22 protein-coding genes are annotated in these 26,237 nt (G+C 74.3%); 13 read left to right on the forward strand and 9 right to left on the reverse strand.

Going from position 1 to position 26,237, the window contains the following annotated elements:
• Nucleotides 1-29: 29 nt before the first annotated feature.
• From ACFWP2_RS23695 to ACFWP2_RS23705, 3 genes are all read right to left on the reverse strand, one after another.
• On the reverse strand, nucleotides 30-1,397 hold the full coding sequence (locus ACFWP2_RS23695) for a serine hydrolase domain-containing protein (protein WP_380454549.1): 1,368 nt from the start codon (nucleotides 1,395-1,397) through the stop codon (nucleotides 30-32).
• A 917-nt stretch (nucleotides 1,398-2,314) separates the two neighbouring features.
• The gene (locus ACFWP2_RS23700; RefSeq protein ID WP_380454552.1) at nucleotides 2,315-3,685 is read right to left on the reverse strand and encodes a glucose-6-phosphate dehydrogenase; all 1,371 of its coding nucleotides are present in this window, start codon (nucleotides 3,683-3,685) and stop codon (nucleotides 2,315-2,317) included.
• Nucleotides 3,682-5,511 carry a glycoside hydrolase family 15 protein gene (locus ACFWP2_RS23705; protein WP_380454554.1) on the reverse strand — a complete coding sequence of 610 codons (1,830 nt, stop codon included), beginning with the start codon at nucleotides 5,509-5,511 and terminating at the stop codon, nucleotides 3,682-3,684. The genes ACFWP2_RS23700 and ACFWP2_RS23705 overlap by 4 nt, the downstream gene beginning before the upstream one ends.
• Nucleotides 5,512-5,818: 307 nt before the next feature.
• Between ACFWP2_RS23705 and ACFWP2_RS23710 the strand changes: the two genes are divergently transcribed.
• Nucleotides 5,819-6,865: a lactonase family protein gene (locus ACFWP2_RS23710; RefSeq protein WP_380454556.1), complete on the forward strand. Its 1,047-nt coding sequence runs from the start codon at nucleotides 5,819-5,821 to the stop codon at nucleotides 6,863-6,865.
• A 36-nt stretch (nucleotides 6,866-6,901) separates the two neighbouring features.
• On the opposite strand, the gene ACFWP2_RS23715 is transcribed toward ACFWP2_RS23710, so the two are convergent.
• Complete coding sequence (locus ACFWP2_RS23715; RefSeq protein WP_380454558.1) at nucleotides 6,902-7,360, reverse strand: universal stress protein; 459 nt, start codon at nucleotides 7,358-7,360, stop codon at nucleotides 6,902-6,904.
• A gap of 318 nt (nucleotides 7,361-7,678) precedes the next feature.
• On the opposite strand from ACFWP2_RS23715, the gene ACFWP2_RS23720 reads away from it, so the two are divergent.
• The 4 genes from ACFWP2_RS23720 to ACFWP2_RS23735 all read left to right on the forward strand — a co-directional run bounded on the left by ACFWP2_RS23720 (nucleotide 7,679) and on the right by ACFWP2_RS23735 (nucleotide 12,762).
• Entirely contained in the window at nucleotides 7,679-8,437 is a 759-nt protein-coding gene (locus tag ACFWP2_RS23720) for a class I SAM-dependent methyltransferase (protein ID WP_380454560.1), read from the forward strand.
• 282 nt (nucleotides 8,438-8,719) lie between these two features.
• Nucleotides 8,720-10,219 carry a Y4yA family PLP-dependent enzyme gene (locus ACFWP2_RS23725; RefSeq protein ID WP_380454562.1) on the forward strand — a complete coding sequence of 500 codons (1,500 nt, stop codon included), beginning with the start codon at nucleotides 8,720-8,722 and terminating at the stop codon, nucleotides 10,217-10,219.
• Nucleotides 10,216-11,550: a pyridoxal-phosphate dependent enzyme gene (locus tag ACFWP2_RS23730; protein ID WP_380454564.1), complete on the forward strand. Its 1,335-nt coding sequence runs from the start codon at nucleotides 10,216-10,218 to the stop codon at nucleotides 11,548-11,550. The genes ACFWP2_RS23725 and ACFWP2_RS23730 overlap by 4 nt, the downstream gene beginning before the upstream one ends.
• A gap of 12 nt (nucleotides 11,551-11,562) precedes the next feature.
• A complete protein-coding gene (locus tag ACFWP2_RS23735; RefSeq protein WP_380454566.1) occupies nucleotides 11,563-12,762 on the forward strand; it encodes an aminotransferase class V-fold PLP-dependent enzyme in 1,200 nt (399 codons plus the stop codon).
• 29 nt (nucleotides 12,763-12,791) lie between these two features.
• On the opposite strand, the gene ACFWP2_RS23740 is transcribed toward ACFWP2_RS23735, so the two are convergent.
• A complete protein-coding gene (locus ACFWP2_RS23740; RefSeq protein ID WP_380454568.1) occupies nucleotides 12,792-13,505 on the reverse strand; it encodes a BTAD domain-containing putative transcriptional regulator in 714 nt (237 codons plus the stop codon).
• Nucleotides 13,506-14,012: 507 nt separating this feature from the next.
• Here ACFWP2_RS23740 and ACFWP2_RS23745 point away from each other — a divergent pair.
• From ACFWP2_RS23745 to ACFWP2_RS23765, 5 genes are all read left to right on the forward strand, one after another.
• Nucleotides 14,013-16,565: a S8 family serine peptidase gene (locus tag ACFWP2_RS23745; RefSeq protein ID WP_380454570.1), complete on the forward strand. Its 2,553-nt coding sequence runs from the start codon at nucleotides 14,013-14,015 to the stop codon at nucleotides 16,563-16,565.
• Nucleotides 16,566-16,633: 68 nt separating this feature from the next.
• A complete protein-coding gene (locus ACFWP2_RS23750) occupies nucleotides 16,634-16,816 on the forward strand; it encodes a hypothetical protein (protein ID WP_380454572.1) in 183 nt (60 codons plus the stop codon).
• Between the two features lie 68 nt (nucleotides 16,817-16,884).
• Complete coding sequence (locus tag ACFWP2_RS23755; protein WP_380454574.1) at nucleotides 16,885-17,076, forward strand: hypothetical protein; 192 nt, start codon at nucleotides 16,885-16,887, stop codon at nucleotides 17,074-17,076.
• 112 nt (nucleotides 17,077-17,188) lie between these two features.
• Nucleotides 17,189-17,539 (forward strand): hypothetical protein, encoded by a 351-nt coding sequence (locus ACFWP2_RS23760; RefSeq protein WP_380454576.1) that lies wholly within the window; start codon nucleotides 17,189-17,191, stop codon nucleotides 17,537-17,539.
• A 42-nt stretch (nucleotides 17,540-17,581) separates the two neighbouring features.
• On the forward strand, nucleotides 17,582-17,785 hold the full coding sequence (locus tag ACFWP2_RS23765) for a hypothetical protein (protein WP_380454578.1): 204 nt from the start codon (nucleotides 17,582-17,584) through the stop codon (nucleotides 17,783-17,785).
• A gap of 92 nt (nucleotides 17,786-17,877) precedes the next feature.
• Here the strand turns inward: ACFWP2_RS23765 and ACFWP2_RS23770 are convergent, their stop codons facing one another.
• From ACFWP2_RS23770 to ACFWP2_RS23785, 4 genes are all read right to left on the reverse strand, one after another.
• On the reverse strand, nucleotides 17,878-18,723 hold the full coding sequence (locus ACFWP2_RS23770; protein ID WP_380454581.1) for a PIG-L family deacetylase: 846 nt from the start codon (nucleotides 18,721-18,723) through the stop codon (nucleotides 17,878-17,880).
• Between the two features lie 83 nt (nucleotides 18,724-18,806).
• Nucleotides 18,807-19,460, reverse strand: a complete 654-nt coding sequence (locus ACFWP2_RS23775) for a hypothetical protein (protein WP_380454583.1) — start codon at nucleotides 19,458-19,460, stop codon at nucleotides 18,807-18,809.
• A gap of 244 nt (nucleotides 19,461-19,704) precedes the next feature.
• Complete coding sequence (locus ACFWP2_RS23780; RefSeq protein WP_380454585.1) at nucleotides 19,705-20,784, reverse strand: inosamine-phosphate amidinotransferase 1; 1,080 nt, start codon at nucleotides 20,782-20,784, stop codon at nucleotides 19,705-19,707.
• A 470-nt stretch (nucleotides 20,785-21,254) separates the two neighbouring features.
• Nucleotides 21,255-23,093 (reverse strand): hypothetical protein, encoded by a 1,839-nt coding sequence (locus ACFWP2_RS23785; protein ID WP_380454588.1) that lies wholly within the window; start codon nucleotides 23,091-23,093, stop codon nucleotides 21,255-21,257.
• 244 nt (nucleotides 23,094-23,337) lie between these two features.
• On the opposite strand from ACFWP2_RS23785, the gene ACFWP2_RS23790 reads away from it, so the two are divergent.
• From ACFWP2_RS23790 to ACFWP2_RS23800, 3 genes are read left to right on the forward strand one after another with little or no spacing between them, the layout of a single operon-like run.
• Nucleotides 23,338-24,288 carry an HpcH/HpaI aldolase/citrate lyase family protein gene (locus tag ACFWP2_RS23790; RefSeq protein ID WP_380454590.1) on the forward strand — a complete coding sequence of 317 codons (951 nt, stop codon included), beginning with the start codon at nucleotides 23,338-23,340 and terminating at the stop codon, nucleotides 24,286-24,288.
• A gap of 2 nt (nucleotides 24,289-24,290) precedes the next feature.
• Entirely contained in the window at nucleotides 24,291-25,523 is a 1,233-nt protein-coding gene (locus tag ACFWP2_RS23795; RefSeq protein WP_380454592.1) for an aminotransferase class I/II-fold pyridoxal phosphate-dependent enzyme, read from the forward strand.
• Between the two features lie 18 nt (nucleotides 25,524-25,541).
• Nucleotides 25,542-26,072 carry a MaoC family dehydratase gene (locus ACFWP2_RS23800; protein WP_380454594.1) on the forward strand — a complete coding sequence of 177 codons (531 nt, stop codon included), beginning with the start codon at nucleotides 25,542-25,544 and terminating at the stop codon, nucleotides 26,070-26,072.
• Nucleotides 26,073-26,237: the final 165 nt, after the last annotated feature.

Here is a 26,237-nt window from a genome sequence, read left to right on the forward strand (position 1 = left end):
CGGGCGTACGGCGGCGGGGCCGGGCCGGGTCAACCGGAGGCGGCCCGGCGGGCCGTGCGCCCGGAGACCTGCACCCGGTCGATCCGGCCGGTGGCCAGGTCCCGGTGGAAGCGCCCGCCGGGCTCGGGTCGGCCGGTGTCGGGGGCGATCAGGTCGTACGAGAGGTCGGTGTAGCAGCGCAGCGGGATCGGCGGGTCGCCGTCCACCGAGAGGGTGGCCGATCCGTCTCCGGCCGACTCGACCCGGTAGCGCACCGAGCCGTTGCGGTAGTCGCCCGCGCAGGCGGCCAGGGCGCCGGGTTCGGCGAGCGGCACGGGCCCGCCCGCGGCCACCGGCTCGATCGCCGCGGGCACCCGCACCCCGGTCAGCTCCGCCAGTTCGGCCGCGAGTTCGCGCCAGAGCGCGGTGGCGGCGCCGGCGTTGCCGGTGAAGGCGACCACCGTCCCGCTGTCCGGGTCGGCCCGCAGGTGGCAGGAGGTGCCCATGGCGTTGCCGTCGTGGCCGCACCAGGCCTTCCCGTCCTGCCGGTAGAGCGCCACGCCGGCGCCCCAGCCGTCCGCGAGCGCTCCCGGCCGGGCGGCGGGGTACGGGCGGCGCATCAGTTCGGCGACCTCCGGGGGCAGCGCCTTGGACCGGCCGACCAGGGCGGCGCCGAGGGCGGCGAGGTCGGCGGCGCTCGCCAGCAGGGCGCCGGCCGGGGCCTCCAGCGGGGCCAGGTTCTGCCGGACGGCCCGGGGCCGGCCGGTCGCGGCGTTGAGCGCGTGTCCGGCGGCGACCGGCCGCCCGGGCTCGGCCGTGTCGACGAACACCGGCCCGGTGCCGAAGGGTTCGAGCAGCAGGGCGCGCACCGCCTCGTGCCAGGGCATCCCGGTCACCATCTCGACCAGGCGCCCGGCGGCGACGTAGCCGGCGTTGGAGTAGGAGAAGTCCGTGCCGGGCCGGAACAGCGCGTCGGGGGCGGTGCAGACGGCGGACAGGTAGCGCGTCGCGGTGGTGCGGGCGGCGGCGTCGGAGTCGGGGCCGGTGGGCAGTCCGCCGGTGTGGCCGAGGAGATGACGAATCGTTACTTCTGGCAGCTGTCTCAGCTCCGGAAGGTGCTCGGCGACCGGTTCGTCGAGGTCGAGGTCGCCGTCGTCGGCGAGCAGCATCACCAGGGCGGCCGTGTAGGGCTTGGTGAGCGATCCCACCGGGACGGCGGTGTCCTCGGTGAAGGGCGCCCCGGTGCCGGTGTCGGCCGCCCCGGTGTGCAGGACGACGGTCTCCGCGCCGGTGTCCAGCACCAGTTGGGCGCCGGGCACCCGGTGGGCGCGCGCGAGCACGTCGAGCCGGTGCTGCAGCTCGCTGCGCGGGAGGAGCGGCGCCCGTTCTCGGGTGGGCGCCGGACTGGCGTACGGCATGGCGAAGCTCCCGTTGACTGGTTTCTCGGGTGCGGGCGCGCCGGGCGCCCGCGGTGGAATTGCGGTTCGGAGTGCGGCACGGCGGGAATTCCGGCCGCCGCAGCCCGCTTCAGGACGCGCGGGAACGAGGGGAATCGCGGGAAGCCCCGTCGCTCACGACCGGCCGCCCGGGACCGGGAATCCCCGGGGCACTCGCGGCCGGGCGCCGCGCCCGCCCTCGCGGAGCCGTTCCGGGGCGCATCGACGCGCCCGGAGCGGACGGTGCGAATGCGACCGGAATTCCCGCCGCACGATGAACGGCGGGCCTGCGCACGGTGAACCGCGAACGGCCGAATACCCTTACCCCGCCGGAACGGTGGGACAGAATACCGTCCCCCGGCGACCGGCCGCTCTCCCGGCCCCCACCTGCGCAACGGCCGTACCCGGCATGTCCATCCCCCTTTTTCGCGATCCGCCCCGGACCCGTCGCGCGGAACGCGCCGACCCGGCCGAGGTGTCGCGGAATCCCTGCCGTCCCGAACGTCCGGACGACGAACGCGCAACAGTCTTCACGGCGGGTCAGCCGCTCGCAACCCCTTCCGATTGAACGGAAAGCGACTCCATCGGTAATCGGAACGCCAAAATCCCAGGTGCGACTCCCGGCCGCGCCCGGAACGCCCGACCAGGGGCGCGAATTCTTTGGCTGAAAATATGAGGTTCAGATCTCACCAGCAACTCGAACAGCTATTCGCCGCAATATCCGAGTGATTTCTCGGACTCCTGTGACGGATGTGCCGTAAAGCGACGCAATCAATCGGCTGAGCCGCGAGTGAAACCGCCCGGGCCCGGCAGCAGGTCCAGGGCCGTCGACCAGCCGGCCACCCCCATGACCACGACACACGGGGCGCGGCGCGCGCTGCCGGGGGCCGTCGGAGCGCCTACTGCCAGTACTGCGGGGGCGGGCCCTGCGAGCCGGCCGGGTACTCCTCCAGCGGGACCAGGTCCCGCTCCCAGCCGGTCAGCACGGGCTCGAGCACCCGCCAGGCCTCCTCGGCCTCGTCGCCCCGGATGGACAGCGCCGGGTCCCCGTTCAGCACGTCCAGCAGCAGCCGGCCGTACGCGGGCAGCCGCTGCGGTTCCATCCCCGCGGTCAGCACCACCGGAGCCAGCCCGTGGGCGTGGGCGCCGATGCCGGTCAGCTCCAGGGTCAGCCCCTCCGGCTCCAGCTCGAAGCGCAGCACGTTGGGCCGGGCCTCCCCGCTGTGCCCGAACGGCAGGTGGGGCACCGGGCGGAAGTGCACCGCGACCTCCTTGCGGTCCTCGCCCAGCGCCTTGCCGCTGCGCAGCCGGAACCGCGTCCCGGCCCAGCGCCAGCTGTCCAGCTCCAGCTCCACCTCGGCGAAGGTCTCGGTGCGGCGCTCCGGGCGCACGCCCTCCTCGTCGGCGTAGGCGGGGACGTCGCGCCGCCCGATCCGGCCGGGCAGGTAGCGGGCCCGCCGGGTGCGGTGCACCACGTCGTGCTCGGTCAGCGGCCGCACCGAGCGCAGCACGTCCACCTTGCGGTCGCGGAGGTCCCGCTCGCCGAGCGTGATCGGCGGCTCCATGGCCACCAGGCAGAGCAGCTGCAGGAGGTGGTTCTGGATCATGTCCTTGAGCGCCCCGACCCGGTCGTAGTACCCGGCCCGGCCCTCCAGCGCCAGCGTCTCGTCCCAGACGATGTCCACCTGGGAGATGTGGGTGCTGTTCCAGATCGGCTCCAGCACCCGGTTGGCCAGCCGGCTGCCGAGCACGTTCTGGACGGTCGTCATGGCCAGGAAGTGGTCGACCCGGAACACCGCCCGCTCCGGCACGAGGTCGGCGAGCAGCCGGTTCAGCTCCTGCGCGCCGGCCAGGTCCTCGCCGAAGGGCTTCTCCAGGACGATCCGGCTGCCGGCCGGCAGGCCCGCCGCGTGCAGGGCGGTGACCACCGCGGGGAACAGGGCCGGCGGGAGGGCGAGGTAGACGGCCACCGGTCCCTCGCCGGCGACGACCGCGGCGACGTCCGCCGGGTCGGTGACGTCGGCCGGCCGGTAGCGGAGGGCGCCCGCCACCGCCGCCCTCGCCTCGGCCGGGAGGTCGCCGCCGTGCTGGTCGAGCCGGGCCGCGGCCCAGCTGCGGTACCGCTCGGTGTCCCAGTCCTCCCGGCTCGCCCCGGTCACCCGCGGCGCGTCGCCGATGTGTCCCGCCGCCCGCAGCGCGGCCAGCGCCGGCAGCAGGAAGCGGGCGCTGAGGTCCCCGGTCGCGCCGAGGATCGCGAGCCGGTCGATCATGCCCGCCCGCCCGCCCGCGCCCGGCCGAGGCTGACGCCGCTCGCGATGATCCCGATGTGGCTGAACGCCTGGGGGAAGTTGCCCATGAACTCTCCTGTGGACGGGTTGATCTGCTCGGACATCAGCCCCAGCGGGCTCGCCCGGGAGCAGAGCGAGTCGTACAGCTCCCCGGCCTCCTCGATCCGGCCCTGACCGATCAGGTTGTCGACCAGCCAGAAGCTGCACAGGACGAAGGCGCCCTCGTCGCCCGGCAGGCCGTCCGGGGACTCCTCGTGCAGGTAGCGGTAGAGCAGCCCGCCGCCCGCCGACAGGCGCTCGGCGACGGCCGCGGCGGTCGCCACCATCCGCGGGTGGTCGGCCGGCACCACCTGGCGCAGCGGGAGCGCGAGCAGGCTCGCGTCCAGCGCGCCGCCGCCGTCCAGGTGGGCGCTGAGGGTCTTGGCGTCCTCGTCCCAGGACTGCTCCAGGACGAGCCGGCGCAGCTCCTCGGCCGAGGCGCGCCAGCGGTCCGTCCCGGCGGGCAGGCCGAGCCGCTCGCCGATCCGCGCGGCCCGGTCCAGGGCCACCTGGCACAGGCCCGCCGAATAGGTGAACACCCGGCCCTCGCTGCGCACCTCCCAGATGCCCTGGTCCGGCTGCCGCCAGGCCTGCCCGGCGGCGTCGGCGAGCCCGGCCAGGCCGGCCCACAGCGCGGGCTGGATCTCGCCGCCGGCGCGCAGCCACTGGTCGGCGCAGTCCAGGATCTCGCCGTACACGTCGTGCTGGCGCTGGTCGGCCGCGCCGTTGCCCCAGCGCACCGGGGCGGAGCGCTGGTAGCCCTCCAGCTCCCCGTCCTCCACCTCGTCCGGCACCAGGCCGCCCCGCAGGTCGTACATGATCCGGGGCCCCCGGCTGGCCTCGAAGGCGTCCAGGACCCAGCCGAGGAAGGCGTCGGCCTCGCCGCGGAAGCCGATCCGGCGCAGCGCGAACACGGCGAACGCCGCGTCGCGGATCCAGCTGTAGCGGTAGTCCCAGTTGCGGACACCGCCGATCGGGGCGGGCAGGGAGGAGGTGGGGGCGGCGACCAGCGAGCCGTTGGCCCAGTCGTCGCAGAGCTTGAGGGTGATCGCGGCCCGCCGGACCAGCGGCTCCTGGGGGCCGTCGTAGCTGAAGTGGCCCATCCAGCGGCGCCAGGCCTCGGCGGTGCCCTTCAGGGTGGCGTCGGTGTCGAAGCGGTGGTGGCGGTGGAAGCGGCCCCAGGAGAGCACGAGGTCCAGGCGTTCGCCCTGCCGCAGCTCGTGGATGCTGTGCAGGCCGGTCAGCGGACGGTTGGAGCGCAGGTGCAGGCGCAGGTCCGGGCGCCGGTTCGGCCGTACCTCCAGTCCGCTGAACAGGGCCCGGGCCTGGGCGCCGCCGCGCGGCTCCAGTTCCGCGCGCAGGCGGACGGTTCCCTCCACCACCACGGCCGAGCGCACCAGTTCGCCGCGGTCGGCCGGCACGTCGTCGGTGAGGTCGGCGCCGGAGCGCAGGGTCAGCGCGTCGGTGACGCGCACCAGGCCGGTGGGGCCGCGCAGTTCGGTGGTCAGGACGCCGGTGTCCGGTTCGTAGCGCTGCCGGGCCTCGACCAGGTCCTGCGGGGCGAGGGTGAAGTGGCCGCCCCGCGCGTGGTCCAGCAGGCCGCAGAACAGCGGGTCGGAGTCGAACCGGGGCAGGCACAGCCACGGGATGGAGCCGTCCAGGCCGACCAGGGCGGCGGTGGCGCCGTTCCCGATGAGGCCGAGGTCCTCCAGCGGCAGGTAGCCCCTGCGCCGGTGGACCGGCCGGAACGGTGGGTCGGGGTCGTGCATGCCGCCTCGCTTCCGCGGTGCCGGGGGAGTCGGTCGAAGGGGAGGTCGTCCGCGGCGGGCACCCGGGAGGTGACCACCGGCGGCACGACGTCCTCCGGGCCGCGCGGCCGACGGCTCCCACGTTCCCGGGGATCGGGCCCGCCCGCGATCCGGCCGCCGCCGGCAGCGGTGCATTCCGGTGAAAATCGGCGCACCGCGCGCCCGGAGCCGACCCGCCCGGCGCCCGCCCGGCGCCCGCGTGGCCCTGCCGGGCGACCGGGGCAGCTGCTAGCGTCTGAGCGCGAAACGGCGGACGGCGGAGGTTGCGATGGTTGACAGGGGCGCGGAGCGGGCCTTCATCGGGTCGTTCACCTCGACGGGCGGGCGCGGGATCGTCCTGGCCTCGCTGGACCCGGACACCGGGGCGCTGACCGCCACCGGTGTCGTCGACGCCGTGGACCCGTCCTACCTCGCCGTCGGGCAGGCCGCGGACGGGCCGGTGCTGTACGCCGTGTCCGAGACGCAGCCGGGCGCCGTCACTGCCCACGACATCGCCGGTCCGGCGCCCCGCCCGCTCGGCGCCCCGGTCCCGGTGGACGGGGACCACCCCACCCACCTGAGCCTCGGCCAGGGCCACCTGCTGACCGCCAACTACGGCTCCGGCAGCGTCAGCGTGCTGCCGCTCGCCGACGACGGCACCCCCGGGCCCCCAAGCACCGTGCTGCGCCACCGCGGCAGCGGGCCGCACCCGGAGCGCCAGGAGGCCCCGCACGCCCACCAGGTGCTCCCCGACCCCTCGGGGCGCTGGGTGCTCAGCGTCGACCTCGGCACCGACTCGGTGCGGATCTGCGCCCTGGACCCGGCGACGGGCGAGCTGGCCGTGCGGTCGCAGACCGCACTGCCGCCCGGCACCGGCCCGCGGCACCTCGCCTTCCACCCCTCCGGCCGCCACGCGTACGTGCTCGGCGAGCTGCGCCCCGTCGTGACGGTCTGCCGCTGGGACGCGGCGGCCGGGGCACTCGACCCGGTCGGGGAGGTCCCGCTGTTCCCCGAGGGCGTCGAGGGCCCGGTCTCCCCGTCGGCCCCGGTGGTCTCCCCCGACGGCCGGTTCCTGTGGGCGGCCGAGCGCGGCACCGACACCATCGTGGTGCTCGCCCTCGACGGCACGGGCGAGCGCGCCCGGGTGGTCACCTCGGTGCCCTGCGGGGGCCGCTGGCCGCGCGACCTGGTGCTCGGCCCCACGGGCACCCGCCTGTACGCGGCGAACGAGCACTCCGGCGACGTCACCTGGTTCGACGTGGACGGCGCGACGGGAGTCCCGCGCCGGGCGGGCTCGCTGGCCGTCCCGTCGGCCTCCGCCGTCCTCTTCGGCTGACCACGGTGCCCGGGCTGGGCCCGGGCCGCCGGTCGCTCACGTCTCCTCGTCGCGCACCACCACGACCGGGACGGTGGCGTGCCGGGTGCAGTGCTGGGCCACCGAGCCCAGCAGCATCCCCGCGAAGCCCCCCAGCCCACGGCTGCCGACCACCAGCAGGTCCGCCCCCCGGGCCGCCTCGACCAGTGAACCCGCCGGGGAGCCGTGGCGCGCCTCGGTGCGCACCTCCACCGGCGGGTCCTCCCCCACGGCCTGCCGGACGGCCCGGTCGGCCTCCTGCCGCGCCCGGCCCTCCAGCGCCGCCTCGTCGGTGATCCCCGGGGGGAACCAGCCGCGCGCGCCGTGGTAGGTCGGGTACTCCCAGGCGATCACCGCCACCACCGCGCCGCCGGTGAGCTCCGCCTGGCGCACGGCCCAGCGCAGGGCCCGCTCGGACGGCTCCGAGCCGTCCACCCCGACCACGATGCGGCCCTTGTCCTCAGGCTGGTCGGCCATCTCTCCTCCTCGACTCGACGGCGGCGGAGGATCGCACCGGGCGGTGGCCCGCCGTCACCGGGCTCAGGGTCCAGCCTGGTCCCGACCGCGCCGGGGCCGCAGTCCGGCTGGTCCGGGCGGGTGCGTGCGCCCGGGCCTTCGTCGGCTCCGGCGGCGGTCCTGCGACCGTTCCCGGCACATCGAGTGGAAACCTTCAGATGAAAACGGATATCGTTTCGCTGCATATCTCGCGCCGAACCGGTTGCGGGGCTCGATGAACATGACAAGCATGGGCGGAAGGCGAAGCCTCGAATGCGCACGGACACGGCGGGAGTCGGGATGCGAGTGGACGCCGCCCTGGCCGGAACCTGGGTGGACCGCTGGGAGCGCCAGCAGGAACGCTACGCGGTGGAACGCGAGGAGCGGTTCACCGTCATCGCCGACGTGCTGGAACAGACCGTCGGCCACCGCGAGCGGCCACTGATCGCCGACCTCGGCAGCGGCCCGGGATCGCTGTCGGCGCGCGTCGCGGCCCGCCTGCCGCACGCCGAGATCCTCGCCGTCGACATCGACCCGCTGCTGCTCGCCCTCGGCCGCGCCCGGCACCCCGAGGTCGCCCGCTGGGTCGAGACCCTGATCGGCCGCCCGGGCTGGGTCGAGGAGCTGGGACTCGACCGCCCGCTGGACGCCGTGATGTCCACCACCGCGCTGCACTACCCGCCGCCGGACGCCCTGCTCGGGATCTACCGCGACCTCGCCGGCGCGCTGCGGCCCGGCGGCGTCCTGGTCAACGGCGACCACCTCATCCCCGAGGACCGCCCGCTCGCCGAGCTCGCCCTCGCGATCGGCCGGCGCCGCGCCCAGCGCCGGGGCGCCGACGCCGCCGAGGACTGGTCCCAGTGGTGGGCCGCGGCCGGGCGGGTCCCCGAGTTCGCCGACCTGCTGACGGCCCGTGAGCGCCAGCTGCCCCCGACCGACGGCGCCGGCAACGGCCTGTCGGCGGCCCGGCACGGCGAACTGCTGCGCGAGGCCGGCTTCCGGCAGGCCGGACCGGTGTGGCAGTACGGCACCAGCTCCGTCCTGGTCGCCCTGCGCTGACCCCGCCCGCCGAACCCGCCCGCCGGACCCATCCGGACCAGCCCGTTCCGCCCTGGCACAGTCTTTGCGATGGCGTGGCGAACGCGCCCTGTCGATCACCCGGGGAAAGGGTTACGGTTTCCCTCGGTCGCCGACGCCCGCCGCGGTGGGAGCCGCACGCGGCGTCCGACCGCGCGCGCCCACGCCGACGCGCGGACCGCCGGGGGACGCGGGCCGACACGGGGCAGCCTGTCGGCGGCTGCTGCCCCCGCACGCCGACTTCTCACGGAGAGCTGGTTTCGCATGCGGCCCTTACCGCTGTATCTCGAACCACGCCTGGAGGCCCCGCTCCGGTCCCTCCTGGAGGAACGCGACCTCCTGCACACGCTGACCGACGCCCTGGGCTCGCCCCTCAACCTGCTCCTGCCCGAGCAGATCGCGCACAACCTGGCGCGTTTCCAGGCCGTCTACCGCAAGCACCACCTCACCGGCCGGATCCACTTCGCCCACAAGGCCAACCGCTCCAGCGCCCTGGTCCGCCGGCTCGCCGCGACCGACGCCGGAGTGGACGTCGCCTCGCTCGCCGAACTCCAGCACGCGCTCGGGGCCGGCTGCCTTCCCGAGCGGATCATGGCGACCGGGCCGAAGAACCGCGAGTACCTCTGGCTGGCGGCCCGCACCGGCGTCACCGTCCACCTGGACTCCCGCGCCGAACTCGACGACCTGGCCGAGCTGGTGCGCAAGCAGGCCCTGCCCCGGGTGCGCGTCATGCCCCGGCTGTCGGGCTTCCTGGCACCCGGGGTCACGGTGCTCACCCGGCCCAGCCGGTTCGGCACCGACGTCGCCGAACTGGACGAGCTGCTCGACGCGCTGGAACGCCACCGCGACGCCGTGGAGACGACCGGCGTCGCCTACCACCTGGACACCACCGGCCTGGCGGAGAAGGCCGTCGCCCTGGAGTCCTGCGTCACCGTGATGAACGAGTGCCGGCGCCGGGGACTGCGGCCCCGCACCGTCGACATCGGCGGCGGTTTCGGCGTCGACTACCTGGCCGACGGCGCCCAGTGGGAGCGGTACACCACCGAACTGACCGACGCCGTCCTCGGCAAGCGCCCCCCGCTGACCTGGCAGGGCCACGGCTACGGGCTGCGCGCCGAGTCCGGCCGGCTGCGCGGCGCCCTCGGCCTGTACCCGGCGCACCGCCCGGTGGCCGCCGCGGCCTACCTGGACGAACTGCTCTCCTCCCCGGCGCCCACGCTCGGACGGCCGCTCGGCACACTGCTCCTGGAGAACCTCTACGACCTGGCGGTGGAGCCCGGCCGGGCCCTGGCCGACCAGTGCGGGGCCACCCTCGCCCGCGTCCTGGAGGTGCGGCGCACGGCGGCCGGCGAACCCCTGGTGCGGCTGGAGATGAACGCGCGGGACGTCGGCCTGGAGGAGCACGGGGTACTGATGGACCCTCTGCTGGTCCCCCGGCCCGGCGCGCCGGAGCGCACCGCCGGGGCCCCGGACGGGGACCCGGTCGGGGTCTACCTGATCGGCAACCTCTGCCTGGAGACCGACCTGATCACCCGCCGGACGGTCTTCCTGCCCCGCCTCCCCGCGCCCGGCGACCTGCTCGCCTTCGCCAACACCGCGGGCTACCTCATGGACTTCAGCGCCGGCCGGGCGCTGCGCCAGCCCGTGGCGCGCAAGGTCGCCGCGTACCGGCAGGACGGCGCCTGGCGCTGGCGCCTGGACGAGCAGTACTGGCCCGTCGACGTCACGACGGCCGAGGAACACCGGGGGGACGGACAGCCATGAGGTACGACAGCATCACCGACGCCATCGGCAACACCCCGCTGGTCCGGATCGACCCGGCGGTCACCGGCCTGCGGCACATCGACCTGTACGCCAAGCTGGAGATGCTCAACCCCTTCGGGTCCGTCAAGGACCGCGCCGCCTGGAACATGACCCGCGAGGCCCTGCCCGGCGCCGTCGAGCGCGGCGACACCATCGTGGAACTGTCCAGCGGCAACACCGCCAAGGCCCTCGCACTGATCGCCGGCCTGCACGGGCTGCCCTTCAGGAGCGTCACCAACCGGATGAAGGTCCCCGAGATCAAGGACCTGCTCCTGCTGCTGGGCGCGGAGATCGAGGAACTGCCCGGCCGCACCGAGTGCCTCGACCCGACCGACACCGACGACCCGCTCACCCGCATCCACCGGATGCTCTCCGAGACCGACTCCGGCTACCTGCACACCGACCAGTACTTCAGCCGGCTCAACGTCGACGCCCACCTCACCGGCACCGGGCCGGAGATCGTCCGGGACCTCGACGGCCGCGCCCCGGACCACTTCATCGCCTGCGTCGGCACCGCCGGTTCGTCCACCGGCGTCGCGGCCGTGCTGCGCGCCCACCACCCGGCCGTCGAGGTGCTCGGACTCGTCGCCCACAAGTCCGACTTCATCCCCGGCATCCGCACCATCGACGAGGTGCACGAAGTCGGGCTGTTCGACCCGGCCACCTATGACACCATCGCGTCGGTCACCGCCGACGAGGCCATCGACGGCATGCTCACCCTGGTGCGCCGCTGCGGCCTGCCGGCCGGCCCCACCAGCGGCGGCGCCCTCTTCGGCGCGCTGCGCCACCTGCGCACCGTGGACGCCGAGTTGACGCGGCAGGGCACCGGCGAACGGCGCACCGCCGTGTTCATCGCCTGCGACCGGGTGGAGAGCTACCTCAGCTACGTCCGCCGCCGGCGGCCCGAACTGTTCAACCAGCCCGCCCGGCCGAACTCGGTGGAGGCCGTGACACCGGCCGAGCTGGCCGCCGCCCGGACCATCGAGGTCGACGCCGCCCGCAAGTGGATCGCCGAGGAGCGCCCGCTGGTGGTCGACCTGCGCGGCCCGCAGGCCTACGCGGCCCTGCACATCGAGGGATCGATCAACATCGTCGACGAGCTGTTCGACGAACTCCTGCACGGCGGCCTGCCGTTCGGCACCCACCAGCCGGTGCTGCTGGCCTGCCCGGTCGGCGAGAAGTCCGCCCGGTACGCCGCGCTGCTCAGCCGGATGGGACACCGGGACGCGCGCAGCCTCACCGGCGGCATCATCGCCTGGCGCGACGCGGGCGCCCCGCTGGTCCGGGACTGAGCGGCGCCGGCCATGACGACCCCCGACGCGATCCTCGCCGAACTCCACGACTGGCACCGCGAACTGCGCGCCCAGTTCCCCATCGTCACCGGCAACCCGGACCAGGCCTACCTGGACAGCGCGGCCACCTCCCAGAAGCCCCGCGCGGTGCTCGACACCGTCCAGCGCTACCTGACCACCGCCAACGCCAACGCCGGCCGCGGCACCTACACCTGGGCCAACGCCACCACCGCGCTGGTCGACCGCACCCGCACCCGGGTCGCCCGCTTCCTCGGCGACCCGGCCCCGCAGGAGCGCTCCGGCGTCCACTTCGTCAGCGGCGCGACCGAGGGGCTGCGCACGGTGGCCCGGGACTGGCTCCCCCACCACCTGCGGGACGGCGACGAGATCATCGTGCCGTTCGCCGACCACCAGGCGAACGCCCTGCCCTGGCTGGAGGCCCAGCGGCTGCTGGCCGCCCAGGGCATGCGCATCACGGTGCGCGAGCTGCCGTACGACCCGGCCTCGCACGACTACGACCACCGCGCGCTGGCCCGACTCGTCACCCCGCGCACCGCGTTCGTCGCCGCCACCCATGTCCACCACGTGTACGGCGGCGACATGAACGTCCACCGCATCCGGGCCGCCGTCGGCCCGCGGGTGCCGATCTGCCTGGACGCCGCGCAGAGCGTCGGCCACCTGCCGGTGGACGTCGGCGCCCTGGACGTCGACTTCGTGGTCTTCTCCGGCCACAAGGCCATGGCCCTGCCCGGCACCGGCGCGGTGTGGGCCCGCAACACCCGGGGCCCGGTCTTCACCCCCGGCGGCTGGAGCGGCACCCCCAACACCAGCGGGATCGCCGGGCTGGAAGCCGCCCTGGACTGGCTCGACGCCGCCGGGCCGGACCGCATCCAGCGCTGGAACACCGCCCTGGCCGCCCGACTCACCGACGGGCTGCGCACCCTGGCCCCGTACGAGGTCCTCGGCTGCCAGTCGAGCCTGGCCGCCGACTCCGAGGTCCAGCGGCGCGAGGGCATCGTCACCTTCCGGCACCGCGGGATCGGCTCCAACGACCTGGGCTTCATCCTCGCCAGCCACGGCCTGATGGTGCGCGCCGACGGCCACTGCCAGGCACGGGCCGGCGAGAGCGACAGCTCGGTGCGGGTCAGCCTGCACGTCTACAACACCCCGGAGGAGATCGACCTGCTGCTCTCCGTCCTGCGCGGGCTGTAGGGCCGGATCCGACGGATCCCGGCGGGCCGTCACATCCGCTGGAGGTTGCGCACCAGGCCGGTCATCTTCGGCGAGGGGGCGACGTTGAGCTCCCGCTGAAGGAACGAGCGGTAGTGCTGGTAGGAGCGCAGCGCGCTGGCGAGGTTGCCCTCGGCGAGGTGCACCTCGACCACGATCCGGTGGGCCGTCTCCCGGACGGGGTCGATGGCGATCGCCACCAGCGCGGTCTGGAGCGCCGACAAGTAGCGCTCCGCATCGCACAGTTGGTGGGCCAGGCCCTCCAGGGCGTACAGCCGCAGCTGGTCCCACCGCTCGCGTTCCAGGGTCAGCCACTCCTCTTCCCAGCCCGGCAGCAGTTCGGCGGCGAGGTCGTCCACGATCTCGTCGCAGCTCGTCGGCAACCGGTCGAGCCCGGCGACGACTTGGCGTGCCGAGCGGCGGGCGGCGCGCAGGTCCACCCGGACCGCCGGCGCGAGGCGCAGCCACTGCCCCGGGCTCTCGACCGGGACGGCCCACGCGCGCCGCCGCACGTGGTAGAGGGCGGTGCGCAGGTTCGCGGCCGCGCGGCGCTGGGTGCAGTCCGGCCAGAGCCGCTCGGCGGCCGCTCCGCGCGGCACACCGTCGTCGTGCAGGGCGAGGAAGGCCAGCAGGTGCTGCGCACTCACCGGGAGGGCGACACGGTGCCCCTCACCGGTGGCCTCGAAGCCCCGGAGCAGTTCGATGCGCGGACCGTCCCACACCACACCCCCACTCTGGCGCGGCACACCGCCGCCCGCACCCGTTCGGGCGCGGCCCGGTTGCGGCCGTGGCCCGTCACGGCCGTGTCCGTCCGGCCCCGGATCTCCGTCGCGCGCGCGTCGCCCGGACGTTGCGGCGGCGTCGCGGTGACGCCGCCCTGGCGTCACGGCCGTCGTCGCCGACCGTCACGACCACGCCCCGCGGTCGACCGGCCGACACCCTAATGGGCCGCCCCCGAACGGGTGTTGGGGGCTTAGCCGGTTCGTCGTGGAATCGTCGTCCGATCCGCGGGCCCGTCGGCGGTCACGGTGCGTGCATCCACCGGCCGGTGACGCGGAGAACGGCCACGGCGGATCCGCCACGCGGAGGCGACGCGTCCGCGACGGCGCCCCCGCGCCGGCCGTGACGCTGCCCGGCACACCCGCGCGACGGGCGACCCGTTGACTGGCACCACCTGCTGATCGGCGGAGCGCGCATCCGACGTCCCGCCCACCACCGGAAGGCGATCCCCCATGAAGGCCAGATCGGTGCTGCGCGGCGTGCCCGCCCCCGAGGACGGACTCCTCGGCGACCCGGCCGTGTGCATCGCCGTCCTGGACGGTCCCGTCGACCTGTCGCACCCCTGCTTCGAGGGGGCGGACCTCACCCGGCTGGACACCCTGGTCACCGAACCCGCCGGCTCCGGCCCGATGTCGCTGCACGGCACCCATGTCGCGAGCCTGCTCTTCGGCCGGCCCGACGGCCCGCTGCCCGGGATCGCCCCGTACTGCCGCGGACTGCTCCTGCCGGTCTTCACGGACGCGGGCGAGGGGCGGGTGCCCCAACTCGACCTGGCCCGGGCGGTGGAACGCGCGGTGCAGGAGGGAGCGAACGTCATCAACATCAGCGGCGGCGAGGCCGGCCGGGACGTCCAGCCGGACCCCATGCTGGAGCGGGCGCTGCGGCTGTGCGAGGAGAGCGGGGTCCTGGTGGTCGCGGCCGTCGGCAACGACGGCTGCGACTGCGCCCAGGTGCCCGCCTCCGTCCCGACGGTGCTCGCCGTCGGCGCGGCGGGGCCCGACGGCGAGCCGCTGGAGATCAGCAACTGGGGCTCCGCGTACGCCACCCGCGGTGTCCTCGCCCCCGGGAGCGACATCGAGGGCGCCGCCCCGGGCGGGGGCAGCGTGGCCCTGACCGGCAGCAGCTTCGCCACACCGCTGGTGTCCGGGGTCGCCGCCGTGCTGCTCGGCGCGCAGGTGCGCGCGGGGCACCCGCCCGACCCGCGGGCGGCCGGCCAGGCCCTGCTGCGCGGCGCGCGGTCCGTGCCCTGCTCACCCGCCGACGCACCGGAGTGCCGGCGCCGACTGGTCGGCCACCTGGACGCGGCCCGGGCCTACGAGCTGATCACCCGAGGAGACCTGACGGACCGCCCGGCCGGTGCCGGGCCCACGGCGGACGGCACCCGCCGCACCACCCTCTCCCCCGAGGTCGGGGTCGCCACGGCCGGCGCACCCTCGCTGCTCGGGACCTCCCCTTACGACTCGCACGAGGGAGCCAGCACCATGGACACCCAGAGCGTTCCCGTCGCCACCGCCGAGGCCGTTCAAGCCGCCCAGGCCGCACCGGCCGCGCAGGCGGTCCCGGTCGTCGCGCAGGCGGTCCCCGCGGCGCAGGCCGCACCGGGTCCGGAGGCCGTCCAGGCCTACCAGGCCGCGCAGAGCGCGCCGTACGAAGCCCTCTCCCCGGCCGGAGCCGCCGCCGGGGTGACGGGTGCCACCGCCTCGGGCGCGCAGCCCGCGGGCGCCACCGCCGTCCCGCCGCCCACGCCACTGGCCGCGCCCGCCCCGGCCGCGCCCGCGCCGTCCACCGGCGTGACGGCGCTCGGCCAGGCCCCGGCGGCCCCCTGCGCGTGCCAGGGCGGCGGGCCTTCGGGGGCCGGGCTGCCGGGGGCCGCGCCGTCAGGGTCCGTTCCGTCGGGCGGCGCGTCATCGGGCGGCGCGTCATCGGGCGGCGGCGTCCGGCCCTCCTGCGCCTCCACCAACAACCGCCCGCTGGTGTTCGCGATCGGCCAGGTCGGCGTGGACTTCCAGACCGAGGCCCGCCGGGACAGCTTCCGCCAGCTGATGGACCCGGTCGAGGTGCCGGTCGAAGGCAAGCCCGGTGTGACGAAGGAACTGCCCGCCAACCCCTACGACGCCGACCAGTTGCACAAGTACCTGACCGCCAACCCGTGGGCCTCCGACAAGGTCACCTGGACGCTGAACCTGGAGAGCACACCGGTCTACGCGTTGGAGGCCGAACCCGCGGCCGGCATGGACTGGACCAGCAACCCCCTGGTGCAGCTCGGGTCGAGGGCGGAGGTGGAGGCGATCGTCAACGACCGCAGGAGGCTCGCGGACGCCCTGCTGGCACTCGCCGCGCCCGCCGCCCCGGTGTCCACGATCTACCGGTCGTTCCGGGACGCGTACCTCGGCCAGCACAAGTACACCCAGGACGAGGACGGCTACATCTCCCGGATCTCGATACCCGGCCGGCTGACCGACCGGACCGTCCGGCTGTTCTCCGGACAGGTCGTGCCGGTCGTCGAGGTCAAGAGCCGCGGCGTCTACATCTGGTACCAGAAGCAGCTGGTGGACGCCGTGGTGCAGGCCGTCCTGCACCAGGCGGTGCACGATTCGCTGACGGTCGACGAGGCCTACATCCGCAAGACCATGGACGCGTTCCTGGACAAGGTCTACTACCAGTTCCGCAACCTCGGGCAGACCTCCGCCGACCGGGCGCTGAACTCGGCCGGGACGAACGCGTTCTCGGTCGCCGGCCCGATCAGCAAGGCCATGCTGCTGGGCCAGAGCGTCCCCAGCACCGTGCGCAGGGCCGACCAGCCGATCTCCCTCTACTGCATCGACACCATCTCCGTCGCGAAGAGCCCGTACTGCCGCATGGGATCGGACTGCCAGGACGTGAAGGTGACCTTCTTCGACCCCGAGGACGACCGGCACGCGCGGGTGTCCATGCTGTTCACGATCGACGTCAGCGACGAGTTCCCCGTCACCCTGGCGCCGGCCCACCAGTTCCTCGAGTCCTGAACACCCGGCACCGCCGGTGTCCGCATCGACCGGACGCGCCCACGCCACCCGTCAGGAGGAGGCGGATCATGAAAACCCCCGCAGCGCTCCCCAAGCCCACGCCGAGACTGCCGGTCCTCGCCCAACCCGTCCGCCGGGACGGCCGGGACGAGGCCGGCCCGCTGCCCGGCGGACCGGGCGTCGCACCGGCCCGATCGACCTGCGCCGGCCTCACCGGCCCCGCCCGGAGCATGTGCTACGCCGCCCTCTGACGGCCCGCCCCCGCGGGACCGGCGCAGGACGGAGTGTCACCAGCACCACCAGAAAGGGATGAGCAGACATGACCAACGAAGAATTCCGTGAGGAACGCCGGACGTGGTCCCCCACTCCGCAGCTCCCGAAGCTGGCCGAGCCGGTGGACCGTACCCGCCGCACCGGCGGCGCCCTGGGCGACACCCCGGGCGTCGAGGCCGACTTCGACTGGGGCAAGCTCGCGGGCACTCTCGCGAACGTGGCCTCCAGCATCTTCTGACGAGGTACCCCGTGCCGGCGACGGGCCCGAGCGGTCCGTCGCCGGCCACCCCGCCCGGTGACGGAGCCGTCCGCGGCCGGCCACCGGAGCACCGAACAGGAGAGGCAGGACCATGTACGAGCAGCCACCGCCCCAGAGGCCGCCGATCGACCGCACGGTCGGCTACGACGCGTACCTGAAGGTGTACAAGGAGACCGTCGACGTCGGCGACGACCGGAACGCGGTCTCACCGCCCGTCCGGATGCCCGTCGGATTCACCGGCGGCCCCCGGCCGACCGGCGTGGTGGCCCCCGCCTTGAAGGCGGGCGCGGATCCCGCCGAGCACCCGACCACACTGATCATGGACGGCCCCGGAGGGATCTACGGCCCCAGCTTCGCGGACCCGGCCCCCTGGGCCTGCGGCGGCGCCCCCACCCCCGGCTGCCTGCCGCCCCCGCCACCCCCCATCGGAGGCCTCTACTGACCACTGCCACCCATCCCCGCACACACGAAGGGAAGAGCGACCATGACCATGGAGAACGTCCGCGAGGAACACCGGGCGTGGTCCCCCACCCCGCAGCTCCCGAGGCTCGCCCCGCCGGTCGACCGCACCGGCCGCACCGGCGGTGCCCTGGGCCGGAATCCGGGTGTGGAGGCGGACAGCTTCTGGGACGACGCCTGGAGCGTCGTCAAGACGGTGGGCCCGATCGTCGGCGCCGCGCTGCTCTGACGGGACCCACCTGCGGACACCTCGTCCGCACCGGGCCGACTGCGAGGCCCATCCGCCTCGCAGTCGGCCCGTTTCCGTGCCCGGACGGGGGCTCAGCGCAGGCCGGCGAAGAGGTCGTTCTCGGGAAGGGCCGCGCCGGTGGTGTCCTTGACCCGCAGGAAGGTCTCCACGCCCATCAGCTCGCCGAACCGCTCCTTGCCCATCTTCAGGAAGAAGATGTTCTCCCCCTGGCTGGCGTGCGCGGCCAGGGCGTCGAACTTCCGGCCGCCGAACGCGGTGGTGTCCACCCAGGTGGTGATCTCCTCGTCCGGCAGGCCGATCTCCGACATGTCGGGCATCTCGGCCGCCTCCGCCGGGTCCGGCTCCTCCCAGTCCCCGCCGAACTCGCGCATGACCTCGCCGAAGCGCTGCATCGCCGAGCGCGGCGCCGTCGTCCAGTAGACCTTCGACGCCGGCTCCTCGACCGACTCCAGTGCCGCCATCGTGATGCGGTGGGCCTGGATGTGGTCGGGGTGGCCGTAGAACCCGTTCTCGTCGTAGGTGACCACCACGTCGGGCCGGTAGTGCCGCATCAGTTCGGCGAGGCGGGCGGCGCCCTCCTCCACCGGCGTGCGCCAGAACGACCCGGGCGCGTCGTTGCTCGCCCAGCCCATCATCCCGGAGTCGGCGTACTCCAGCAGCTCCAGGTGACTGACCTTCAGCACCTCGCAGCTGGCCTCCAGCTCCTGCCGGCGCATCGCGGCGACGGCCTCCGGGTCGTGCCCGGGCTCGCCCGGCTTGACCCCTCCCGGCCCGTCCCCGCACCGGCCGTCCGTACACGTGACGAGCACCGTGCGGATGCCCTCCGCCGCGTACCGGGCGAGGACACCCCCCGTCCCGGTGGCCTCGTCGTCGGGGTGGGCGTGCACCGCCATCAGCGTCAACGGCCGGTCAGCCATGAGAATCCGTCCTCCAGTGTGAAAAGTTCGCGCCCCCAGTCTGCGCCACGGGGGCGAGTGGTCGCGCCCGATATCCGGAAGACCTAGGCACGTCCGACGGCCAGGGTGACGGGCAGCCCGGCCTCGATCCGGCGCAGCAGGCGGCCGCCGTGGACGCCGGGGGCGTCGAAGCCGCGCAGGTCGTCCGGGTCGTCGTCGGTGCCGGTGCACAGGACCTCGGGCACCAGCACCGTCCCGGCGGCGGGTATCCCGGTGCCGGAGGGCGCCAGGTACGCCGGCGCGAGCACGGGGCCGTGCAGGGTGCCTTCGATCAGGTCGGGCTCGAACTCCCCGGACAGTACCGTCACCCGGGCGTGCAGGTCGCCGTGGAGCATGACCAGCTTGTCGGTCATGTTGCCGACGAAGGCCTCCACGTGGACGCTGCCGCGCACCAGCAGCTTGGCGTCCCCCTCCAGGTAGACGGCGGCCGCCCGCAGGTCGCCGAGCACGATCAGCGCGGGGCAGCCGTCGTCGGTGTTGAGGACGGCGCCGGTGACGTCGAGGTCCCCGTCGACGATCCAGCCGGTGCCCTCCGGCTCCGCGGCGTCGAGGTCGAGGTGCCCGTCGACCGACAGGGCGCCGGCGTGGACGTCGTACGACTCCTCGTAGAGGTTCTCGTACGAGGAGACGGGCAGGCCGCGGCGCTCGAAGAGGGCCACCGACTCGTCCCAACTGTGCGGCGTGGTGGTGATGTTCATGGGGTGCACTCTGCCATCCGGCACTGTCAGCCCTGCCCCCGTCAGATCGCCGTCGCCCGCGGCGACTCCGTTCCCCGCCCCGGCGTCCGGACGCCACAGCGAGCAGGGCACGGTGTGGGAGCGGATGATCTCCTGCGCGCTGGCCCGCAAGCGCTGATCGGCTCGTCGAACCGAGCTGCGCGGACCCCGGGCGGCACGGGCCCGGCCGACGGACGTCGGCCGGGCTCTTCGCGCGCCCGCCCGGTCAGGACAGGTAGTCCTCCAGCCCACCGTCGCGCCGGGTGTCCAGGGTGACGCAGTGGAAGCCGCCGCCGAGCACCCTGGAGTGCCGCAGCCGGTGCGGCAGGACGGTGATCCCGGCGTGCTCCAGCAGCTTGATCAGGCTCTCCTGGCCGGACTCGACGATCGCGGTGTCCGGGGAGACCATCAGCAGGTTCATGCTGATCCAGCTCTCGCTGAGCGCGTGCTCGGGCGTGTCCCCGGCGGGCTCGGCCGGCGGACACCACAGGACGTCCCAGCCCTTCAGCGGCTCCGGTACGGTGTCCGGGCTGATCCGCTCGGGGTTGAGCAGCACCAGGCCCGGCCGCAGCAGCGCGATGGTGCTGTCGATGTGGGTGTAGCCGTAGATGTCGCGCAGCGGGTGCAGCCGCAGTCCGCCGTCACCGAGCAGGCCGAGGGTGGACTCCAGCCACCGCAGGCCGAGTTCGTTCCCGCTTCGGGAGACCTGGTAGAACACGTCCCGGCCGAGCCGCAGCACGTTCGCGGCGTCGAAGACCGGCTCGGCCTCGCCCAGCAGCGGGAGCCCGTCCTCGTCGAGCTCGAAGAGCGCGTCGCTCAGCTGCGGCCGGGGAGCGGCCACCCAGCGCGCGCCGCGGCGCAGGTAGTCCTGGAAGAGTCCGCGCAGGCCGAACACCTCGAAGTAGCGCTGCCGCATCGGGCTCGCCACCTCGATCACCGTCTCGCCGACCACCAGGGTGAGGTCCCGCGGGCAGTAGGAGTGGAAGCCGCCGTCGGCCTTCCAGAGCGGGGAGGCGAACTCGGCCGCGTGGTCGACCGGCTCGGGCCGGTGGACGGTGACGCCGAGGCCGCGCAGGGTGGCCACCAGCGCGTCCAGGTCCTCCTCGGTCTCCTCCACGACCTGTCGGGAGTAGGGGCCGACCTCGATCGAGGCGAGGTCGGCGGCACTGGTCTTCGGGAAGCAGGACAGCCAGGAGGACGGCTCGGTCTGCTCGGGCAGCCGGGCGCCGACGGCGGTCCCGACCACGATCTCCCGCAGTGTGGTGAATTCGTCCCAGCTGTGGACCGGACGGGCCGAATCGGACATGGCTCTCCCTTGACACGGGTTTTGGGGAAAAACGCAGACAGGACGGCGCACGCGACGGATCGAAGCCGAACGGATCGGAACCGGACGGGGTGGAAGCGCACCGCGGGACGGCAGCGCCCGGTCGGCGCCGAAAGACCGTGCGCCGCCGACGGAGCGGAGGCCCCGAACACGCGGAACCAGCGACGGAAATCGGGACGGATCAATCGCCGGGCCGGCTCCGGCCGACCGCGGCGTACGGGAAATCCCCGGCCGGGCAGCCGAATTCACCTTTCGAAGGCCGGGATCGACGTCAAGCTACCCGGACGACCGACGGCCGCGCAAGGACCGTGATCGGCACCGGACAGGCCGCCGCCACGCCCCTCCGCCCGGCCCGCCCGTTGTTCGACTCCCGCACTCCGACGCTGATCAACACCCCGACGACCGGCCCGATCACCACCCGGCCGACGCGGCTGCGCCCCACGTCCCGGGGCTCACCACCGCCAGGCCCGGCGGATCCGGCTCCCACCCGCCAGGGCCAGCAGCGCCCCGCCCGCCGCGGCGACCCCGGCCACCGTCAGGCTCTGCCGCTGCGCCCGGCGGCGGTCCGCGACGGCCGCCTGGGCGGAGGCCGCCAGGAAGGCCCGCTCGACCCCGGCCGCGGCCAGCTCGCCGGTCGCCACCCGCCGCATGAGCTGCTCCAACCGGACGCCCCGGTACAGCAGTTCCGGATCCCGGTCGGAGGCCGCCCAGCCGCGGGCGGCCGCGGAGAGCCTGCGCTGCTCCCCCAGCCCCTCGCGGCCCTCCGCCAGCCACTCGCGCAGCCTGGGCCAGGCCTGCGGCAGCGCGTGGTGGGACAGCTCGACGGTGTCCCGGTCCACCACCACGAGCCGGGCCCGGACCAGCCGTTCCATCACCTCGGGCACGCCGGGGTCGTCGAACTCGGCCCGCCGGACCGGCCGGCGGGTGCCCTCGTCGCCTCCCGGCAGCAGGTCCGCCGCCAGGAGTCCACCGCCCGGCGTCAAGCCGTCGTCCAGGGCCATCGCGCCGCCGGCCGCGTCCTCGCCGGCCCCGAGCAACTCCCCGCCGAGCCGCAGGAACACCGCGCGCGCCCGCTCCTGGCCGGCCTGATCCAGCCCGTTGTACAGCGTCTCCGCCGTCCGGGCCAGCGCGCCCTCGAAACCTCCGGTCGCCTGGAACCCGGCCAGGGTGAGCGCGTTGCCGCTGCGCCGCCGCCAGGTCTCCAGCAGCGCCGCGGACACCAGCGGGAGCGCGCCCGGCTGCTGCGCGGCGGTCGAGATGAGGACGGCCAGCAGGGCGCCCTCGACGGTACAGCCGGAGCGTAACGCCGGCTCGGTGATCGCCCGCCGCAGCTCGTCCGGCGCCGGACGGCCCACCGAGAGCATCGCGTGCCGGCCGGCCTCGGCCAGCCCGGCGTGCTCGGTGAACAGCGGCCCGCACTGGTCGGAGCGGAGCACCAGCACCACCCGGCACCGGGCCGGTGCCGGCACCGGCAGCCCGTCCGGCGCCTCGCCCGGAGCGCCCCCGGCGGTCGCCAGCAGCGCGTCCAGGAAGCGTGCCCGCTCGGCGGCGTCCCGGCAGCGGGTGCGCAGTTGCTCGCCCTGGTCCACCACCAGCACCGGATCCCCGGCCGTCGGACCGGCCGTACCCCGCGCCGTCTCCCCGGCCCGCTGCCCGAGCCGGGCGAGCGCGAGCGCGAACGCCTCCATCGGCCGTTCACCGGGGGTCAGCAGCGCCACCGGAGCACCGCCGTCGGCCGGGGGCCGGCGCGCTCCGCCCCCGGCCCCGGCTCTCCCCGCGGGCGCCGCGGCGCCCGCGGCCCCGCCGAGCCGGGCCAGCAGACCGGCTCTGACCAGCGAGGACTTGCCCGCCCCGGACGGCCCGGAGAGGATCACCAGCCGCTTTTCGGCCAGCAGGGCGGCCAGCCGGTCCAGCAGCGCCTCCCGGCCGAAGAAGCGCTCGGCGTCGACCGCCTCGAACGCGGCCGGGCCCGGGTAGGGGGCGCGTCCGGCGTCCTGGGAGCGCCGCCGGGCGGCGGTGTCGGCGGCCAGTTCGGCGGCGAGCAGCTGCCAGCGGTGCCGCCACTCCCGCACGTCCCCGCCGCAGGCCTGCACATAGGCGACGGTCACGGCGAGGCTGGGCAGCCGACGGCCGCCCGCGGCCACCGACAGGCTGGCCGCCGAACAATGGGCCCGCAGGGCGAGTTGACGGTACGGCGGACTTCCGGCGCTCTGCCGAAGGGCCCGTAGATCGCCCGCGAAGCGCAGCAGCGGCCCGTCACCAGGGTCCAGCGGACTTTCCCGACGCGGCACTACGGCCCCCTTCTCCGTTGAAGCGGTGTCCTGAAACCTTGAGTGCTCACGCGTCACACGCGCCGCGCGCGCCTCGTGTCCATCCCCCCCGGTGATTCATCATGCACAGGACCGTTGGCGTCAAACAATGGTGCGTGCGGGTCGGTTGTTCCGAGTTGATGTTCAATGTCCAGCCGCACGGCGCCGAACAAAGCCGTTGGGATAGAACCGGAACCCGCAGCCTTCGCTGACTTCGGAGATATCCATGAGGTTCACGCGGTACTGCCGTTCCCTCCTGTCCACACCCGCGATGGCGGTGGAGCGGTACACCAAGAGCCACCAGTCCGGGGCCGACATCGCCATGGTCGACCTGGAGGATTCGGTCCCACCCGCCCGAAAGGAGGAGGCCCGTCACCTCGCCGAGGAGTTCTTCGCCCTGCCGTCCGCCAAGCTCGCGCGCAGCGCGGTGCGCATCAACACCCTGTCCGGACCGGACGGTCTGCGCGACCTGATCGCCATCGCCCGGTACCGCGTCAAACCGGACCTGGTGCTGATCCCGATGGCGGAGTCCCCCCGGGACATCGAGATCGCCGCCGGCGCGCTCGGCGCGGACTGCCCGGAGACGGAGTTCCTGGCGGTCGTGGAGACGCCGCTGGGCATCGAGCACGCGCCCGCCATCGCGGCCGCCGGACACCGGCTGCGCGGGCTGGTCTTCGGCTCGGCGGACTACGCCTTCGCGGTCGGCGCCCGGCTCTCCTGGGACGCCCTGTCCCACGCCCGCGGACGGGTCGTCAACAGCGCCCGGGCGGCGGGGGTGGAGGCGATGGACGCGCCGTTCTTCGAGGTCTCGGACCTCGTCGGGCTGCGCCGGGAGGCCGGGCTCGCCCGGGACTTCGGGTTCAGCGGGAAGATCGCCGTCCATCCGCGCCAACTCGCGCTGATCAACGAGATGTTCAGCCCGGACGAGGAGCTGCTGGAACGAGCCCGCCGGGTGGTCGCGGCCGGTCTGGAGAACGGCCGCTCGGTCACCGTGGTGGACGGGGTGATGGTCGGCATGCCGTTCTTCGAGGCCTCCCAGCGCCTGATCGAGCAGTTCGACCCGCCCCGGCCCGACGTCTCACCCCACGCGCACCACGCTCACCCCTCACCGCACGCACCGCACCGACCGCAGGACCACGCGCCCACCGACCCCCCGACCCACGCGACGGAGAAGTGACGATGACCGAATCCATCCTCGGCCCGCGCCGGTACCGCAACGCCGATGCCATGCTGGCCGCCGCCGACCCGGTGTGGCAGGCGGCCGCCGCCAACGGCCTGATCGGCATCACGGCGGACTCGGAGTCCAACAACCGGCTGATCGTCCGCGAGACCGGCCACGAGTTCGCCAACATGGTCTCCTGCTCGTACCTGGGCCTGAACAACCACCCCGCGATCCTGGCCGGCGCGGTGGACGCGCTGACCGAGGCCCGCGGCACCTCGCTGGTCCTCTCCACCACCCGGATCCGGCACAACCTGCTGGTGCGCATGGAAGAGGAACTCGGCGAGCTGTTCGGCGCCCACATCCTGCCGGGAGCGTCCTGCACCACGCTCACCGCCGGCATCCTGCCGCTGATCGCCTCCGGCCACCTGGACGGCACCTGTCAGGGCGGCGGCGGGCCCCGGGTGATGGTCTTCGACCGCTTCTGCCACTTCTGCATGGCGTACATGAAGCCGGTCTGCGCGGACGAGTCGCTGGTGCTGACCTGTCCGCACAACGACCTGAACTACCTGGAGGACATCTGCCGCAAGTACCCGCGCGTCGCCTACGTCGCCGACGGCGCCTACTCGATGGGCGGCACCGCGGCCCTCGACGGCCTGCTCGAACTCCAGGACCGCTACGGGCTGTTCCTCTACATCGACGACTCCCACTCGCTGTCGATCGCGGGCGAGCGCGGCGAGGGCTACGTCCGCTCCCGGCTGGAGATGAACCCGCTGACGGTGATCACCGCGAGCCTCGGCAAGGCCTTCGGCACCAGCGGCGGCGTCGCGATGCTCGGCAACCGCGAGCAGTTCGAGTTCCTGCACCGGCACGCCGGCCCGATCGGCTGGTCGCAGAACATCCCGCTGCCGATGGTCGGCGCCTCGCTGGCCAGCGCGGCCATCCACCGCTCCCCCGAACTGGGCGAGCTCCAGGCGAAGCTGGCCCGCAACATCGAGCTCTTCGACGAGCTGCTGCCGACCACCTTCGCGGGCAACGGCCTGCCCGTGCGCCGGGTCGACGTCGGGGAGGGCGAGCGCGCGGTCAAGCTGTCCGCCCAGCTCTTCGAACGCGGCTTCTACAGCTCCGCGGTGTTCTTCCCGATCGTGCCCAAGGGCGAGGCCGGGCTCCGGCTGATGCTGCGCGCCGACATGGACGAGCGGCTGATCCGCGAGTTCGCCGGCCACGTCAAGGAACTCACCGCCGACCTCTAGGACCAGGGAGCAGCCGCGATGGACACCACCGAACCCGCCGGCTACCGGCGGATCGGCGAGCGCCGCTACCGCGAGGTGGTCGGGCGCTACTACGAGGAGTTCGAGGTCGGCGAGGTGGTCGAGCACCGCCCCGGACGGACCGTCACCGAGCTCGACAACGTGCTGATGAGCATGCTGAGCATGAACGACGCCCCGCTGCACATCGACGCCGCCTACAGCGCGCACACCCCCTGGGGAAAGCCCATCGTCTCCAGCCTGGTGACGCTCAGCATCGTCGGCGGGATGACCGCCCGGTCGACGAGCGGGCGCACCATCGCCAACCTGGGCTGGGAGAACATCCGGATGACCCATCCGGTGTTCACCGGCGACACCCTCTACGCGGAGACGGAGACCCTCGCCAAGCGGGTGTCCGAGAGCCGCCCCGGGCAGGGCATCGTGCGCTGCCGCACCAGCGGGGCGAAGTCCACCGGCGAGGTCGTGGTGGTGTTCGAGCGCAGCTTCCTCGTCCCGCTGCGCGGCCACGGCCTGGACGAGGTCGCCGGGTACTGACAACGGCGCCGCGCGCACCGGGCCCGACGGTGGGAACCGTCGGGCCCGGTGCGCGGTCGGGGGGGGGGGGGGGGGGGCCCGCCCCCCCGGGGGGGGCCCCCCCCCGGGGCCGGCGCCCCCCCCCCCAGACCCCCCCCGGGAAATGAAAAAAAACCGGGGCCCCCC

Origin of the sequence: Kitasatospora sp. NPDC058444 (assembly GCF_042721415.1) — a bacterium.
Taxonomy (GTDB): Bacteria; Actinomycetota; Actinomycetes; order Streptomycetales; family Streptomycetaceae; genus Kitasatospora.

What these genes read in the sequence shown, in the direction of transcription:
- ACFWP2_RS23780 (WP_380454585.1), bottom strand. Translation starts at nt 20,784, where the DNA reads ATGTCCGATTCGGCCCGTCCGGTCCACAGCTGGGACGAATTCACCACA.
- ACFWP2_RS23710 (WP_380454556.1), top strand. Translation starts at nt 5,819, where the DNA reads ATGGTTGACAGGGGCGCGGAGCGGGCCTTCATCGGGTCGTTCACCTCG.
- ACFWP2_RS23695 (WP_380454549.1), bottom strand. Translation starts at nt 1,397, where the DNA reads ATGCCGTACGCCAGTCCGGCGCCCACCCGAGAACGGGCGCCGCTCCTC.
- ACFWP2_RS23760 (WP_380454576.1), top strand. Translation starts at nt 17,189, where the DNA reads ATGTACGAGCAGCCACCGCCCCAGAGGCCGCCGATCGACCGCACGGTC.
- ACFWP2_RS23700 (WP_380454552.1), bottom strand. Translation starts at nt 3,685, where the DNA reads ATGATCGACCGGCTCGCGATCCTCGGCGCGACCGGGGACCTCAGCGCC.
- ACFWP2_RS23715 (WP_380454558.1), bottom strand. Translation starts at nt 7,360, where the DNA reads ATGGCCGACCAGCCTGAGGACAAGGGCCGCATCGTGGTCGGGGTGGAC.
- ACFWP2_RS23765 (WP_380454578.1), top strand. Translation starts at nt 17,582, where the DNA reads ATGACCATGGAGAACGTCCGCGAGGAACACCGGGCGTGGTCCCCCACC.
- ACFWP2_RS23720 (WP_380454560.1), top strand. Translation starts at nt 7,679, where the DNA reads ATGCGAGTGGACGCCGCCCTGGCCGGAACCTGGGTGGACCGCTGGGAG.
- ACFWP2_RS23790 (WP_380454590.1), top strand. Translation starts at nt 23,338, where the DNA reads ATGAGGTTCACGCGGTACTGCCGTTCCCTCCTGTCCACACCCGCGATG.
- ACFWP2_RS23770 (WP_380454581.1), bottom strand. Translation starts at nt 18,723, where the DNA reads ATGGCTGACCGGCCGTTGACGCTGATGGCGGTGCACGCCCACCCCGAC.
- ACFWP2_RS23735 (WP_380454566.1), top strand. Translation starts at nt 11,563, where the DNA reads ATGACGACCCCCGACGCGATCCTCGCCGAACTCCACGACTGGCACCGC.
- ACFWP2_RS23755 (WP_380454574.1), top strand. Translation starts at nt 16,885, where the DNA reads ATGACCAACGAAGAATTCCGTGAGGAACGCCGGACGTGGTCCCCCACT.
- ACFWP2_RS23745 (WP_380454570.1), top strand. Translation starts at nt 14,013, where the DNA reads ATGAAGGCCAGATCGGTGCTGCGCGGCGTGCCCGCCCCCGAGGACGGA.
- ACFWP2_RS23725 (WP_380454562.1), top strand. Translation starts at nt 8,720, where the DNA reads ATGCGGCCCTTACCGCTGTATCTCGAACCACGCCTGGAGGCCCCGCTC.
- ACFWP2_RS23730 (WP_380454564.1), top strand. Translation starts at nt 10,216, where the DNA reads ATGAGGTACGACAGCATCACCGACGCCATCGGCAACACCCCGCTGGTC.
- ACFWP2_RS23775 (WP_380454583.1), bottom strand. Translation starts at nt 19,460, where the DNA reads ATGAACATCACCACCACGCCGCACAGTTGGGACGAGTCGGTGGCCCTC.
- ACFWP2_RS23795 (WP_380454592.1), top strand. Translation starts at nt 24,291, where the DNA reads ATGACCGAATCCATCCTCGGCCCGCGCCGGTACCGCAACGCCGATGCC.
- ACFWP2_RS23750 (WP_380454572.1), top strand. Translation starts at nt 16,634, where the DNA reads ATGAAAACCCCCGCAGCGCTCCCCAAGCCCACGCCGAGACTGCCGGTC.
- ACFWP2_RS23800 (WP_380454594.1), top strand. Translation starts at nt 25,542, where the DNA reads ATGGACACCACCGAACCCGCCGGCTACCGGCGGATCGGCGAGCGCCGC.
- ACFWP2_RS23705 (WP_380454554.1), bottom strand. Translation starts at nt 5,511, where the DNA reads ATGCACGACCCCGACCCACCGTTCCGGCCGGTCCACCGGCGCAGGGGC.